This is a genomic window from Anaerostipes faecis, assembly GCF_910574135.1.
In the GTDB taxonomy this organism is placed as follows: domain Bacteria; phylum Bacillota; class Clostridia; order Lachnospirales; family Lachnospiraceae; genus Anaerostipes; species Anaerostipes hominis.
Genome location: NZ_CAJSYK010000010.1, coordinates 98,107 through 112,468 on the forward strand (window position 1 = coordinate 98,107; position 14,362 = coordinate 112,468).

The 14,362-nt window shown below is 44.0% G+C and carries 13 protein-coding genes; 10 read left to right on the forward strand and 3 right to left on the reverse strand.

Annotation, left to right across the window (positions count from 1 at the left end; translation table 11 throughout):
* The first annotated feature begins 1 nt into the window (after position 1).
* The 7 genes from QGT46_RS08745 (at position 2) to QGT46_RS08775 (ending at position 7,075) form a co-directional block, all read left to right on the forward strand.
* A complete protein-coding gene (locus QGT46_RS08745; protein ID WP_148459452.1) occupies positions 2-1,309 on the forward strand; it encodes an L-aspartate oxidase in 1,308 nt (435 codons plus the stop codon).
* Positions 1,278-2,132, forward strand: a complete 855-nt coding sequence (nadC, locus tag QGT46_RS08750; protein ID WP_334300622.1) for a carboxylating nicotinate-nucleotide diphosphorylase — start codon at positions 1,278-1,280, stop codon at positions 2,130-2,132. The genes QGT46_RS08745 and nadC overlap by 32 nt, the downstream gene beginning before the upstream one ends.
* A 180-nt stretch (positions 2,133-2,312) precedes the next feature.
* Positions 2,313-4,286, forward strand: coding sequence for a BglG family transcription antiterminator (locus QGT46_RS08755; RefSeq protein ID WP_148459451.1), 1,974 nt, complete (start codon positions 2,313-2,315; stop codon positions 4,284-4,286).
* A gap of 226 nt (positions 4,287-4,512) precedes the next feature.
* On the forward strand, positions 4,513-5,232 hold the full coding sequence (locus QGT46_RS08760; RefSeq protein ID WP_148459450.1) for a ribulose-phosphate 3-epimerase: 720 nt from the start codon (positions 4,513-4,515) through the stop codon (positions 5,230-5,232).
* Positions 5,216-5,644, forward strand: coding sequence for a PTS sugar transporter subunit IIA (locus tag QGT46_RS08765; protein WP_148459449.1), 429 nt, complete (start codon positions 5,216-5,218; stop codon positions 5,642-5,644). Before QGT46_RS08760 ends, QGT46_RS08765 begins: the two co-directional genes overlap by 17 nt.
* 14 nt (positions 5,645-5,658) lie before the next feature.
* Positions 5,659-6,726 carry a PTS fructose transporter subunit IIC gene (locus QGT46_RS08770; RefSeq protein WP_148459448.1) on the forward strand — a complete coding sequence of 356 codons (1,068 nt, stop codon included), beginning with the start codon at positions 5,659-5,661 and terminating at the stop codon, positions 6,724-6,726.
* Positions 6,727-6,760: 34 nt separating this feature from the next.
* Positions 6,761-7,075, forward strand: coding sequence for a PTS fructose-like transporter subunit IIB (locus QGT46_RS08775; RefSeq protein ID WP_024726471.1), 315 nt, complete (start codon positions 6,761-6,763; stop codon positions 7,073-7,075).
* Between the two features lie 51 nt (positions 7,076-7,126).
* Here QGT46_RS08775 and QGT46_RS08780 read toward each other — a convergent pair whose 3' ends face one another.
* The 3 genes from QGT46_RS08780 to QGT46_RS08790 are packed head-to-tail and all read right to left on the reverse strand — an operon-like array spanning position 7,127 to position 9,957.
* Positions 7,127-8,338, reverse strand: a complete 1,212-nt coding sequence (locus QGT46_RS08780) for an ABC transporter permease (RefSeq protein ID WP_148459447.1) — start codon at positions 8,336-8,338, stop codon at positions 7,127-7,129.
* A complete protein-coding gene (locus tag QGT46_RS08785) occupies positions 8,325-9,212 on the reverse strand; it encodes an ABC transporter ATP-binding protein (RefSeq protein ID WP_024726473.1) in 888 nt (295 codons plus the stop codon). The genes QGT46_RS08780 and QGT46_RS08785 overlap by 14 nt, the downstream gene beginning before the upstream one ends.
* On the reverse strand, positions 9,196-9,957 hold the full coding sequence (locus tag QGT46_RS08790) for a hypothetical protein (RefSeq protein ID WP_024726474.1): 762 nt from the start codon (positions 9,955-9,957) through the stop codon (positions 9,196-9,198). Before QGT46_RS08790 ends, QGT46_RS08785 begins: the two co-directional genes overlap by 17 nt.
* A gap of 207 nt (positions 9,958-10,164) precedes the next feature.
* Between QGT46_RS08790 and QGT46_RS08795 the strand changes: the two genes are divergently transcribed.
* Genes QGT46_RS08795 through QGT46_RS08805 form a run of 3 tightly spaced genes read left to right on the forward strand, consistent with a single transcriptional unit; the run spans position 10,165 to position 14,128 of the window.
* Positions 10,165-12,519, forward strand: coding sequence for a glycyl radical protein (locus tag QGT46_RS08795; protein ID WP_148459446.1), 2,355 nt, complete (start codon positions 10,165-10,167; stop codon positions 12,517-12,519).
* A gap of 1 nt (position 12,520) precedes the next feature.
* Entirely contained in the window at positions 12,521-13,432 is a 912-nt protein-coding gene (locus tag QGT46_RS08800; protein WP_024726477.1) for a glycyl-radical enzyme activating protein, read from the forward strand.
* A gap of 15 nt (positions 13,433-13,447) precedes the next feature.
* On the forward strand, positions 13,448-14,128 hold the full coding sequence (locus QGT46_RS08805; protein WP_024726478.1) for a transaldolase family protein: 681 nt from the start codon (positions 13,448-13,450) through the stop codon (positions 14,126-14,128).
* The last annotated feature ends 234 nt before the right edge of the window (positions 14,129-14,362 follow it).

Sequence of the window (14,362 nt, forward strand, 5' to 3'; positions counted from 1 at the left end):
TATGAGATCAGCAGATGTAATTGTGGTTGGAACCGGCGCTGCGGGATTGTTTCACGCTCTGTTCCTTCCAAAAGATTACAGAGTCATTATGATTACCAAGACAGAAGTAGAGGAAAGTGATTCCTTTCTGGCGCAGGGAGGAATTTCCGCACTGCGCAATGAAGAAGATTACGACTTGTACTTTGAAGACACCATGAAGGCCGGACACTATGAAAATGACAGAGCAGCCGTGGATAAGATGATCACCCGTTCCAGGGAAATCATCCATGAGCTTATCGGATTCGGTGTTCAGTTTGATCAGAGAGATGGGGAGACTGAGTATACCCGGGAGGGGGGACATTCCATTTTCCGGATTCTTCATCATGATGATGTGACAGGAAAAGAAATTACGGGCAAGCTCTATGAGGAAGTGAAACGGCGGGATAACATTGAGATCCTTACTCACTCTACGATGATCGACCTGATTGAGGAAAAAGGGGCCTGCCGGGGAGTTGTCTATGTGACATCCAAAGGAGATGTGGACTGCATCTATGCAGGAAAGACCGTACTCGCAACGGGAGGAATGGGAGGACTGTTCAGACATTCCACCAATTACAGACATCTCACCGCAGATGGGTTGGCAATCTGCCTGCGCCATAACGTGGAGATCCAGAATATCAATTACATACAGATTCATCCGACTACTTTTTATTCTGACAAGCCGGGCAGGAGCTTTTTGATCTCGGAGTCTGTCAGAGGGGAAGGAGCCTATTTATACAATAAAGACGGGGAACGGTTTATAGATGAGCTGCTGCCCAGAGATATTGTGACCGCGGCCATCCGTGAGCAGATGGAGAAAGATAGGACCGATTATGTGCGGCTGTCTGTGACTCATCTGGACGGAGAGCGGATCAGACAAAGATTTCCTAACATTTATAAGCAGTGCCTGGAAGAAGGATATGACATGACGAAGGAATGGATTCCGGTGACTCCCGCACAGCATTATTTTATGGGAGGAATCAAGGTAGATTTAAGAAGCCGTACATCCATGGAGGATTTATATGCAGTGGGAGAAACCAGCTGCAATGGAGTCCATGGAAAGAATCGGCTGGCAAGCAATTCTCTGCTGGAATCTCTTGTTTTTGCCCTGGAATCCGCCGAGGATATTGCAAAGGCACCAAAAAAGCCTTCAGAATGCCAGGTTGATTTAGCAAAGTATCATGATATTTTCGGTATTCAGGAGGAGAACAAACGTCTTGTGCTGGAAGAGATCAAAAGAAAGGATGGGGATTTCTATGATAAATGGTGTAACAATGGCGGTAAACATTGATGAGTATCTGCTGAACGCATTAAAAGAGGACATCACCGGAGAGGATGTCAGCACCAACGCTGTCATGCCGAAGCCGAGACAGGGACAGGTTGAACTGATTTGTAAAGAAGACGGAATTGTCGCAGGCCTGGAAGTGTTTCACCGCGTATTCACACTTCTGGATGAACACGTAATTTTCGAGACAAAGCTGAGTGATGGAGACGAGATCAAAGCCGGTCAGCTTATGGGAGTGCTCAGAGGAGACATCCGGGTCCTGCTGTCAGGAGAGAGGACGGCGCTGAATTATCTTCAGAGAATGAGCGGGATCGCAACGTTTACCAATTCCCTCGTAAAAGAATTAGAAGGTTCCTCCACACAGCTTCTGGATACGAGAAAGACAACACCGAATATGCGTCCGTTTGAGAAATATGCGGTAACGGTCGGAGGCGGCAAGAATCACCGTTATAATCTCTCTGACGGGGTGATGCTGAAAGACAACCACATCGGCGCTGCCGGAGGGGTCCGGGAGGCAGTCTATGCGGCAAGAGCCTATGCTCCATTTGTGCGGAAGATTGAAGTAGAGACCGAAAATCTTGCCATGGTGAATGACGCCCTGGAGGCAGGTGCAGATATTATTATGCTGGACAACATGTCGGATGAAATGATGAAGGAAGCAGTTAAAATCATCGGAAGTCGTGCTCTCACAGAGTGTTCCGGCAATGTGACTAAGGAACGGTTAAAGAAGATCAAAGAGATTGGAGTGGATTTCGTATCTTCCGGGGCATTGACCCATTCGGCTCCGATCCTGGATATTTCACTGAAAAACCTGAAACCAACAGAATAATAAAAGAGTGATATGGGAAGGCCAGAAAATACAGGATATTTTCTGGCCTTTTTCAGTGGTTTTTACTGATAGTGGAAGGGATGTCTTTAAGTGAGCGTTGACAGAAATCATAGGAAAGTCTAAAATAATAAATAATATATATCAATAAATAGTAATAAAAAGTAATAAAAAGGAGTTCCTATGCTTTCCAAGACTGCACAAAAAATAATGAAAGTGCTGATCCATCAGGATGATGATTTTATCACCTATGAGAGAATTGCAGGGATGCTGGAGATTTCTGAGCGGAGTGTACATAATTATATGAAAGAGGCAGCTGAATTTTGTGAAGAGAATGGATATCAGCTTGTCCGCCGGAGGGGAAGAGGGGTCTGTCTTCAGGCAGGGCTGCACAGAAAAGAATTGGAACACTTATTTCCGAAAGACCTGATCCCCTGCGAAACAAGAAAATACCGGATGCGCTATATTGTCAGGACTCTGATTGAAAATGGGGAGCCTTACACGGCGTCTTTGTTTGCGGAGGAGCTGTTTGTCTCCAAATCCACGATCCGCACAGATATCGAGAAGGCAAATAAGATTTTAGAGCCGGACAGAGTATGTATCAGGCAGATCGTGGGAAAAGGAATTGTCATACAGGGCCGGGAATTTGACCTGAGAAAAGTTCTGGTATGCCAAAATCAGAAAGTTTATCTGGAGGAGGCTCCGAAGTCAGCCACAGTGCCGGATTACAGAATCGATCCGGTGACATATGCAAGATTTTTATCTCAGTACAGAAAGAGCACAGCCGATAAGGTAATTTCCTGTATTCAGCAGCTGGAGAGACAGATCGGCATGCAGTTTAATGATTATACATTTTGTATGCTGGCCGAATATACGAGCAGTCAGATGAATCGGCTGAGAGGAGGACATTGTCTGGAAGAGTCTATGATCAGCAGACTTACACTGGTAGAGGAGATCGCCGACTGGACCGACATACTCACAGGACTTCTGAACAGACAATTCCGGATGAACATTGACCCGAGGGAGGGATTGTATCTATATCTTCTGCTTCTCGGAGCGGAAGTACAGAACAGCAGCCGCATTGTTAATAAAAAATTTCTGATCGAAAAAGAGATAGATATCGAAGACGCCGCCCAGAACATGATTCAGTACATTTCTTCCATCGTGGGGAGAGATTTCAGGGAAGATCCTCTGCTAAAGACAAGTACAGCCTTATTTCTGAACAGTTCCTTCATAAGAGTAAAGTTTGGGTTTGAGATTAAAAATCCTTTTCTGGAAGAGATAAAGAGGACGTCCTCAGCCATATTTTCAGCCTGTTTTACGGCAAGCAAAGAATATGAAAGCCTTGTGGGCGCATTTCCGACGGAAGATGAGATCTCATATATGGCAATTCTCTTTGGCGGGGCCATGGTTCAGAATAAGAGGGACATCAATACAGTCGTTATCGGCAGCGGCGGAGTGGGGATCGCTCAGATCATTACCAGGAAGATCGAACATAAGATTATGGATATCAATGTTACATCTGTACTCCCGGCAAATGCAGGAGTCATGATCGATGAGAGTCAGTATGACCTTGTGATCACCACGGTTCCCTCATTGAAGATCAAACACCCTTATGTGGTTTACACGACTCCGCTTGTGGGAGAGCAGGATGTCTTCAGGATCAAGAAAATTTGTCATGAGATGAAAGAAGAGAAAAAGAATCTGGAAAAACGATGGACCATTAAGAATTTGATGGAGGACGAACTGATTTTTCTGGAGTCGGGGACATTGACGAAAAAAGCCCTGTTACATAAGGTGTGCAGAAAGCTGCAGGACGGGGGCTATGTAAAGGACGGCTTTTATGAGGATGTACTGAGAAGGGAAGAGATCAGCGTATCCGTGCTGGGAGGAGGCGTTGCGGTTCCACATGGCATGGCAAATCTCGTTGAAAAGCCGGCTGTGGCGATCATAAAGACGGACCATAAAGTTGAGTGGGATGAGGGAAGCGTGGATGTGATATTTTTACTGGCGCTGAATTTTGAAGACATTCAGTCCACCAGAGCATTTTTTGAAACATTTTACGAAATGACGATGGAAAAGAATGCGGCAAAACTCATAAGGAAAGCGGGTAATAAAGAAGAGATCAAGAATATTATCATGATGAATTCGGATTAAGAAGGTGTCTTTTGGGCACTTTCTTTTTTTATATAATGAAGAGAGACTGAACGCTATGTCATAAACTGCAGTTGTTTACCCGCAATTTTTGGTTTTGCCTCGGTGCAGTGCAGCGTTTTTGCAGATATACAACTGCAAAAAGAGAACAAAAGAGATATTGAATAATAATATAAATAAATATAAAATAATAATAAACAAGGATAAATAATAAAAAGAAAGGAAAGCTATGAAAAGAGCAGCGGAAAAGGAACTTATGGTTTCTGCATCTGTTTCCTGCATGGATCTGTGTCATCTGGCAGATGCCGTAGAGGAAGCCGAGGAAGCGGGAATCTCGTTTTTTCACTATGATATGGTGGATGGAAGGTTTAATGATTGTTTCATATTATCGGAAACACTCTTAAAACAGATGAGAGGCATAACCAGCCTCCCCATAGAAGCTCATCTGGCCGCTTATGAGCCAGAGCGCTATATCGGCATGTATGCCGATGCGGGAGCAGATTACATAGCGGTACACTATGAGGCGATGAAAGAACCTCTCAGGGTGCTTGAACAGATCAGGAAAGCGGGTGTCCAGCCGGTATTGGCATATAAATCCACGACACCCCCGGGGGAGAATTTCATCACACTGGCAGGTGAAGCGGCCTGGATCTTAAAACTCACAGTCGACCCCGGGTTTTCAGGACAAAAGATGCAGGAGGGGGCCCTCGGTCACATCAGGCAGATGAGGACGATGCTGAACGATGCAGGACTGAAGACGAAGATTCAGGCAGACGGCAACATCAATCAGGATACGATTCCGAGAGCGGTAAAAGCCGGGGCAGACATCTTAACCGGAGGAACATCGGGATTGTTTCTTAAAGGAAAGACAGTAAAGCAATGCTGTGAAGACATGCTAAAAGCGGCAGAAGAAGCAAAAGGAGTAAAGAACTATGGAATTAATAAATGAAGGACTGATCGTATTTGACCTGGAAGCGGCGTCACCGGAAGAAACAGTCTCTAAGATTGCCGGAGTAATGGAAGAACAGGGACGTTTGAATGACAGGGCGGCATATGTGGCGGATGTTATAAAGAGAGAGGAGGGAGCGCCGACAAGTATAGGATTTCTGATCGCCACACCCCATGCGAAATCGGTCCATGTAAAGGAACCGTCTCTGGCATTTGCAAGGCTGAAAGACCCGGTGCAGTGGGCGAATGAAAAAGTCCAGATGGTCTTTCAGATCGCAGTTCCGGACCCGGGACAGGGAGATAAGCATCTGGAGATTCTGGCGAAATTGTCAAGAAAGATCATCCATGATGACTTCAGAGAGCAGCTCATGAATGTAACCAATGAAAAAGAAGTGTTGGAACTGATACTATAAGGAGGAGAGAGAAGATGAACGAACTTGCAGGTATTTTTAAAGATACAAGAAAACATCTGATGAACGGAGTGTCCCATATGATTCCGTTTGTAGTGACCGGAGGTATTTTAATGGCAGTTGCCGTCATGGCATACGGGCAGGGAGGTGTTCCGCCGGAAGGGACCTGGATGGCAACTTTATGGAACTTTGGTTCTACCGCGCTGAATTTGATGGTACCGGTTTTGTCAGCATATATTGCGGCATCCATCGCAGACCGTGCGGGTATTTGTCCCGGATTTGTTGGAGGAATGATCTCCATCAGTGTCGGAGCCGGATTCCTGGGAGGAATCGTAACAGGACTTCTTGGCGGAATTGTATGCTACTATTTAAAAAAGATCAAAGTGCCGAAAGCATTGAGCTCCATCATGCCCATCATGATCATTCCGATCGTCGGTTCTTTAGTAACCATGGGATTTATGCAGTATGTCCTTGGAGCACCGATCGCAGGAATTATGGACGGAATGACAAAGGTTATGGAGCATTTGGGAAATGGGAATAAAGTAATTTTAGGTGCAGTATGCGGACTGCTAGCAGGCTTTGACTTTGGCGGACCATTTAATAAGGTAGCATATACCTTTGGCGTGGCTACGGTAAGTGCCGGCGTGTATACATATGCAGGGCCTATGGCTGTGACAATGACAGCACCGCCGCTTGGATGTGCTCTGGCAGCATTTTTAGCAAAGAAAAAGTTTACCCAGGAAGAGAGAGAAGCAGCAAAGAGTGCAGTTGCCATGGGCTGTGTAGGGATTACTGAGGGAGCTATTCCGTTTGCGGCCAACGACCCGCTGCGTGTCATTCCATCGACCATGATCGGTTCGGCTGTAGGCGGAGCCGTGGGTTATCTGTTCAATATTACAAATCCTGTTGCCTGGTCCGGCCTGATTATGATTCCTGTCCTTGGAAATCCAATTGGATTTCTTGTATCCCTTGCCATTGCCGTCGGAGTGACTGCGGGGCTGATGATTCTGCTGAAGAAGGATATTACAGAAGAGGCAGCAGGCACAGACGAAGGGGATTTAGACATTGATCTTTCATTTGAATAAAGAACATCAGAAAATCTAGAGGAGGTATTCTATCATGAAATTTTTAGCGGTTACGGCATGCCCGTCAGGGGTGGCACATACCTATATGTCAGCGGAGGCGCTGGAGAAAGCGGCCAGGAAACATGGGATCGAGATTAAAGTGGAGACACAGGGGTCTATCGGGATAGAGAACCAGATTACACCGGAAGATCTGATCGGAACGGATGCGGTGATCCTTACGAAGGATATGCCGATCAAGGATGAGGACAGATTTGAAAATATTCCAAAGGTCAAAGTAGGAGTCAGTGATGCTGTGAAGAAGGCAGAGGCAATCATTACGAAGCTGGAAAAAATGGTGAAGGAACTTTAAACAAAAACAAGGGCGGCTTTCGTAAAGCCGCCCCCTTTTATACCGTTTTATCTATCTTGTCTCTGCTTTTTGATAGATCCTGTATAATACAGGCTGAAGAATTAAGCATATGACCGCATATACAGGAATGATAACGGCTGCTGTGGTCATGACTTTTCCTCCTAATTCCACAAGTCCGGATTCTTTAATATCTATATATATTTCTAATAACTGATCCGGAAAGAAAGAACACACTCCCGGCAATGTAATGATCCTGCTTAAAAAAGGAAGCGCACACAGTACAATGAACGGCACAATGACGGCTGTTGGAGTCGAACGTGTGATTGCCGATACAAGCATAGCAAGTATGGAAGCAAACAGCGTACCAATATAACCGCCTGCTGCAATAAATAGATATGCCTGCAGAAAAGAAATATTATAAACACTTCTCCACATGTCCAGCTGAATAGGGCAATTTGCACCGTCTGTGCCCAATACGAAAAGTACAGTCAGAGTATATAAAAACACAAAAACAACATAAAAAACCGTGGTAATTAAAAATCCCGCCCACATCTTTGATAAAATCCCTTTACTTCTTCCTAATTTGGCTGAAAAGAAAATAGAATCTGCCTTTGTCTGAAACTCATCTGAAAAAATACCGGATACCAAAAAACCAATGATTAACGCTAAAATCAGAATAAATGTGGATATGTTCTGCAGCAATGCGCTCCATCCGTCTATATATTCATAGTGAAAAGGTGTTTCCAGGTTTTTATATTGCCGTATCAAAAATTTTTTTTGTTCATCCGTAAAAGTTTCTTTTCCCGAATCAAGATATTCTTTTAAAGCAGAAATTCTTTTTTTGTAAATATTTTTCATATCCCTGCCGGAAACATGGTCAGCCGCAAAACCGTCGTAATCTCTATATTCACTGAATGCACAATTAATAACATCAAGAATGCCGGTAATATCCTGCATTTTTGCAAATGCTTTATCCTGTTCCAGCAGGTCATCTGACAATGCTTCTTTGGAATTTTTAATTTTCTTATTTTTCTCCAGCACCTTTTGAAGGACATCCTCGGTAAGATCACCTGCCCATTTGTTCTGGGCTGTTCTAAGGTTTTTTGCCGCTGAGATTCCAGTCGAGCTGTTTCCGTTATCATCAATATACTCAACTTTGTTAATTGTCAGAATACTGGTTAGAATGAGGGTCACCAATAAAACCAGAACGGCTATCCTGTTTTTAAACTTAGAAAATATTTTTTTCAGTTCAAATCGCAGCATTTTCATCACCTGCCTTTTCTCCAAAGTAATATAAAAATACATCCTCTAATGATGCTTTTACACATTTGGCATTTGTAAACGGCCTTTCCTGAGAAATAATGCGCAAAATAATTCCGTCCGGTTCTGTTTTCATATTGGAAATCCTGTACTTTTTTATAAAATCAGAGACCATATTCTTTTCTACAAAACATTCCCATACTGTTTCCGGCATAGAGTTTATGATTTCATCTGCAGATCCTTTGTGCATGAGCTCTCCGTCTTTCATCAGCCAGATTTCATTGGCTATATATTCAATATCAGAAACAATGTGAGTAGACAGAAGAACCAGTCTTTGCTCTGAGAGTTCACTGATTAAGTTTCGGAAACGAATCCTTTCATTTGGGTCAAGCCCTGCCGTGGGCTCATCAAGTATGAGGATTTTTGGATTATTCAGCATTGCCTGTGCAATCCCTGCCCTGCGTTTCATGCCGCCGGATAATTTTTTCATTTTTTTATGCGCTGCCTTTGAAAGCCCTACTTTAAAAAGTAATTCCTTTACCCGCTCTTTTGCGGCAGCCGGAGGGATTCCTTTTAATGCTGCAATATAAAGCAAATAATCCTGCACCGAAAATTGTGGGTAAAACCCAAATTCCTGCGGCAAGTATCCTAATAATCTGCGGTATTCGCTGTCCATTTTGAAAATATCTCTGCCGTCACAGCGGATCGTTCCGCTTGTAGGTTTCAGCAAGGTACACAGCATTCTCATTAACGTAGTTTTTCCTGCTCCGTTTACTCCCAACAGACCATATACTCCGTTTTTCATAGTGAGATTTATATGGTTTACAGCAGTAAAATCTCCAAATTTTTTTGTTAAATGATCAAGTTCTAATTTCATCAAGCGGCACCTCCAAATATTTATTACAACTTTTTAAAATACGGCAGACAGCAAAGACAAGGAAGAGAATTGCAAATCCCAATAAAGTAAACCAGATCGGAACAGCAACGATTTTATATAGACTTTCATTTAAAATGATAAACAGCCATACGGCGCTCCATATAATACATAAAATGATTGCTGCCGTTTCACTGAAACAATATTTGCTGCATAATATACCAAAACAAATACAGGCAGTGATGCTCAATGGAAAAAGAAATTGAATGACCAGCTCTGACACCCCAAAATGCAGTCCCGCTGCAGCAGTCCCGCAAAATACAGTAATCAGAAAGGTATCTATAATGCCAAATAACAGCATACGTGCCGCATATACTTGTTTCAGAGAATAGTAAGAAGCAGCTTCTATTTCCATACACTCATATGACCTGTTTTTCCATAGTTCAGGAATCATAAGTATTACAAACAGTGACGCCATTACCCCCATACTTTTTTTTGCGTATATTTCATCGGTTACAGAGGTTAAAAGAATCCACAATGTCACTAGAAGTAAGAACTGGAGAACCCACCACTTTTTTTGTATGATTTTTGTCTGTATCCATAAAAATTCACGGTAAGACAGCACTCTTTTCCGTTCTGCCGTTAAAAAGGCAGTTTTTGATTTGCGGATTGTTTCTTGTATTCTTTCCTCATGCAGTTCTGCCTGTACGGTTTCTTTATACCTTTTCATCCTTTCTTCCAAATTCATAATTTTCCTCCTTTCTCATTGCTGGAACTTTAAAATACTTATCCACTTATTATATATAACGAATCAGCAGTGGACAAAGATAGTACGAAGAAAAATTTTTTAATACACTAAATTTGCATTATGTCTTGCAAAACAATAATAAATAATATATAATAATATAAAACAATAAATTTAAATATATAGAACAAAACAGGGAAGGAGCAGTATATGGAGGGTGTTTTTCAGACAGACAGAGTAAAATACTTAAAAGATAAAATGTTATCGGAACCAAGGTATGCTTCCATTGAGCAGGCACTCATTATAACGGACAGCTACAAACGACATGAGGATCAGCCGAGGATCATTCAGAGAGCGCTGGCATTAAAAGCATCATTGGAGAAGATTAAGATCAGTGCAGAACCGGAGGAACTGATTGTGGGCAACCGCACGGCAGGAGTCCGCTATGGGGTGGTCTTTCCGGAAAGCGGAAGCACATGGGTGGATAAGGAGTTTGAGACTCTTCCCACAAGGCCGCAGGATAAGTTCCATGTCCATCCGGAAGACATTGAAACATTCAGAAAAGAGATTAAACCTTACTGGGAAGGAAAGTCTCTGGAAGATGTCCTAAATGAGAGATATGGAAAAGAAATAAACGAGATATCAAAAGTAGTGAAGATTAACCAAAAGGACCATGCCCAGGGGCATATCTGCCCTAACTGCGTGACATGGCTGAAGCTTGGTCCGGCAGGACTTCAGGAACAGGCAAGAGAGAAACTTACATCCTGCAGTGAGGAGCAGAGAAATTTCTACGAAAGTGTCGTTCTGGTGATGGAAGGCGTCAGAAACTTTATGCTGCGCTATCATGACCTGATGATGGAGCTTTCAGAAGATCAGGACGATGAAGCCAAGAAAGAATCTATGATCTGTGTGGCAAAAAACTGCAAAAAGCTGAGTCAGCATCCGGCAGAGACCTTTCATGAAGCGGTGCAGTCTATATGGTTTTTGTTTGTGGTTCTGCAGATGGAATCCAATGCTTCTTCATTTTCACCGGGGCGTCTGGACCGCCACCTGATCTCTTACTATGAGAATGACATAAAAGAAGAAAGAATCACAAAACAGGATGCACTCGAAATCATCGAATGTATGTGGCTCAAATTCAATGAGATCGTTTATATGAGAAATTCTCACGGTGCAAAATATTTCGCAGGATTTCCGATCGGGTTTAATATAGCTGTCGGAGGCCAGGATGAGCATGGAAATGATTATTCCAATGATCTTTCGTTTTTATTCCTGGAGGCCCAGAAACACCTTGGACTTCCTCAGCCGAACCTTTCCGTGAGGCTCCACGAGGGCACAGGGGATGATCTTCTATTTGAAGCGGTCCGTGTCGTGTCAAAGGGCAGCGGAATGCCTCAGTTTTTTAATGACAAAGCAGTGATCCCATCCGTCATGGAGCTTGGGATCGAAGAAAAAGATGCCATGGATTATGCCATCGTTGGATGCGTGGAGCTGACGACACAGGGAAATAACCTCGGATGGAGCGATTCTGCCATGTTTAATCTGAATAAGGCGCTGGAAGCCGCAATGACCGGCGGAATCTGTCTGCTCACAGGAGAGAAGATCGCTCCTGATTACGGAAGCCTTGAGACTTATGAAACGTTTGAGGAACTGGAAGATGCATTCCAAAAACAGATCGATTATTTCATGGACAAAATGATCCTGGCCTGTGAGGAGGTAGAGAAGGCACACATCGACCTGCTGCCGTCTCCGTTTCTCTCAGCATCAATCGACGACTGTATGGAAAGAGGAATAGACGTGACAGCAGGAGGAGCAAAATACAACTTATCCGGTATCCAGATGATCCAGGTGGCAAATCTTGCAGACAGCCTGGCGGCAGTAAAACAGATGGTCTATGATGATAAGAAAATTGAGCCGGAAAGACTGCTCCATGCATTAAAGACAAACTTTGAAGGAGATGAGGTCATGAGGACCATGCTCTTAAATAAAGTGCCTAAGTACGGAAACGACGTGGACTGGGTGGACGCCATGGGTACAAAATGGGCCGAATATTTTAAAAACCGTCTGCGCACATTTAAAAACTACCGCGGAGGTCCATACCACACGGGAATGTATACAGTCTCAGCCCATGTACCCATGGGGGAAAATGTCGGGGCGTCACCGGACGGACGCTACGCAGGAGAGCCTCTTGCCGACGGCGGTATGTCTCCGGTTTATGGAAGAGATATGAAAGGTCCGACGGCGGTCCTGAAATCCGTATCAAAACTGGATAAAAATCTTACCACAAACGGAGGGCTGCTGAATATGAAATTTCTGCCTGAATTTTTTAAAAACGAATCCGGTATCCGAAAATTTGCCGGGTTTCTGCGAAGCTTTGTAGACCTGGAAATCCCTCATATACAGTTTAATGTTGTGCGGAGAGAGGATCTCATAGCAGCAAAGAAAAATCCGGAGCAGTACAGGGGCCTTACGGTCCGGGTGGCCGGATATACCGCATATTTCACAGAACTTGCAGATGAACTTCAGAATGAGATCATCGCCCGCACCAGCTACGGAGACATATGATATGAAAGGAACAATCTTTGACATCCGCAGATTTTCAACCCATGACGGGGACGGTATCCGGACGACGGTCTTTTTCAAAGGCTGTCCCCTGTCCTGTGTGTGGTGTCAGAACCCGGAGGGGATTTCATTAAGGCGGCGTCCGCTATATTTTGAGAACCGGTGCATACACTGTAAAATGTGTGCGGCAAAAAGCGTGAACGGCGGAATGAAATGCAGGGGAGATACGATGCTCATGAATATTGACGCGTCGGAAGACTGGGAATATCTTGCAGAATTGTGCCCGTCAGGTGCTATCGCCATGGATTCCAGGGAGTACAGCGTGAAAGAAGTGATGGAAGAGATCAGAAAAGACATGGTATTTTACAGGCATGGCGGCGGAGTCACTTTGTCAGGAGGAGAGCCGCTGCTTCAATGGGAGTTTGCACTGGAAATACTGGAGCAGTGCAAAAAAGAAGGAATTCATACTGCGATAGAGACTTCCCTGTATGCAGAACAGGAGGTACTTGGAAAACTTTTGCCGTATCTGGATCTGATCTTTGCAGATTTTAAAATAATGGATGGGGAAAGACACATAAAGTACGTGGGAGTACCAAATCCGAAGATCAAAGAAAATATAAGGTATCTGCTGGAATCGGAAAAGAAAGACCAGGTCATCATACGGACACCGATGATCCCGGGCCTTACCGCGTACAGAGATAATCTTACGAAAATTGCCGGATATATCAGCAGGATATATCCCGATGTTTCATATGAAATTCTAAACTATAACCCCCTGGCGGAAGCCAAGTATCATTTAATTGGCAAAGAGTTCTGTTTTGCCGAAAATCCAGAGATGTATTCCAAATCACAGATGAGAGAATTTGAGAGCTGGGCAAGACAGGGCGGTGTAAGCAATACGATCATGGAAATTTAAATAAAGGAGAACAAGATGAAATTTATTATTGATGATGCAGATGTGGAAGCTATTAAAAACTTATATGAGTATTTTCCTGTGGAAGGGGTAACTACCAACCCGTCCATCTTAGCCAAGAGCAAACGGCCTCCATATGAGGTGCTTGGTGAAATTCGTGAATTTATCGGAAAAGATGCGGACCTTCACGTGCAGGTTGTCTCAAAGAGTGCCGAAGATATGGTCACAGAAGCAAAAGAAATGCAAAAACGACTTGGAGAGAATACATATATTAAAGTCCCCACTACAAGGGAAGGATTAAAGGCAATGAAACTTCTGTCTGCCAAAGGGGTAAAGATAACGGCCACGGCCATTTATACTCCGATGCAGGCATTTTTAGCGGCAAAGGCAGGCGCCGCTTATGCAGCGCCATATGTAAACCGTATCGATAATCTGGGGGCCGATGGAATTGAGACGGTGAAGAAGATTCACGATATTTTTCAGAACAATGGGCTTAAAACAGAAGTGCTGGCTGCCAGCTTCAAGAATTCGCAGCAGGTATTGGAACTCTGTGCCTATGGGATCGGTGCTGCAACCATCGCGCCGGATGTCATAGAGGGACTGATCAAAAATGACGCTGTAACCGCCGCAGTAGGCGCATTCACAAAAGACTTTGAAGGACTGTGCGGCGAAGGAAAGACCATGAAGGATTGTTGTTAAAGCAGTATAGAAAAAACAGGGGCCGATTGAGAGCTTTTTCAGTGATTAATAAAAGCGCATGACAAGAGCATGCGCTTTTGTTAAGTATGACGGGCATGTCCGTGTTCTGTGGTGCAAGTCCACATAGGCGTAGCTACCGACGAACTTGTAAGCGACTCCCAAGGTTTGCATCGTGAGGTGTGGGCGAGAAGAAGGGATAGCGAAATCGTAGCCCTACGGACAGAAACCCGATAT

Bases quoted from the DNA above. Each gene is read 5' to 3' on its own strand.
- QGT46_RS08805 (WP_024726478.1), top strand. From the start codon at position 13,448: ATGAAATTTATTATTGATGATGCAGATGTGGAAGCTATTAAAAACTTA.
- QGT46_RS08760 (WP_148459450.1), top strand. From the start codon at position 4,513: ATGAAAAGAGCAGCGGAAAAGGAACTTATGGTTTCTGCATCTGTTTCC.
- QGT46_RS08770 (WP_148459448.1), top strand. From the start codon at position 5,659: ATGAACGAACTTGCAGGTATTTTTAAAGATACAAGAAAACATCTGATG.
- QGT46_RS08765 (WP_148459449.1), top strand. From the start codon at position 5,216: ATGGAATTAATAAATGAAGGACTGATCGTATTTGACCTGGAAGCGGCG.
- QGT46_RS08785 (WP_024726473.1), bottom strand. From the start codon at position 9,212: ATGAAATTAGAACTTGATCATTTAACAAAAAAATTTGGAGATTTTACT.
- QGT46_RS08745 (WP_148459452.1), top strand. From the start codon at position 2: ATGAGATCAGCAGATGTAATTGTGGTTGGAACCGGCGCTGCGGGATTG.
- QGT46_RS08795 (WP_148459446.1), top strand. From the start codon at position 10,165: ATGGAGGGTGTTTTTCAGACAGACAGAGTAAAATACTTAAAAGATAAA.
- QGT46_RS08775 (WP_024726471.1), top strand. From the start codon at position 6,761: ATGAAATTTTTAGCGGTTACGGCATGCCCGTCAGGGGTGGCACATACC.
- QGT46_RS08800 (WP_024726477.1), top strand. From the start codon at position 12,521: ATGAAAGGAACAATCTTTGACATCCGCAGATTTTCAACCCATGACGGG.
- QGT46_RS08755 (WP_148459451.1), top strand. From the start codon at position 2,313: ATGCTTTCCAAGACTGCACAAAAAATAATGAAAGTGCTGATCCATCAG.
- QGT46_RS08790 (WP_024726474.1), bottom strand. From the start codon at position 9,957: ATGAATTTGGAAGAAAGGATGAAAAGGTATAAAGAAACCGTACAGGCA.
- QGT46_RS08780 (WP_148459447.1), bottom strand. From the start codon at position 8,338: ATGCTGCGATTTGAACTGAAAAAAATATTTTCTAAGTTTAAAAACAGG.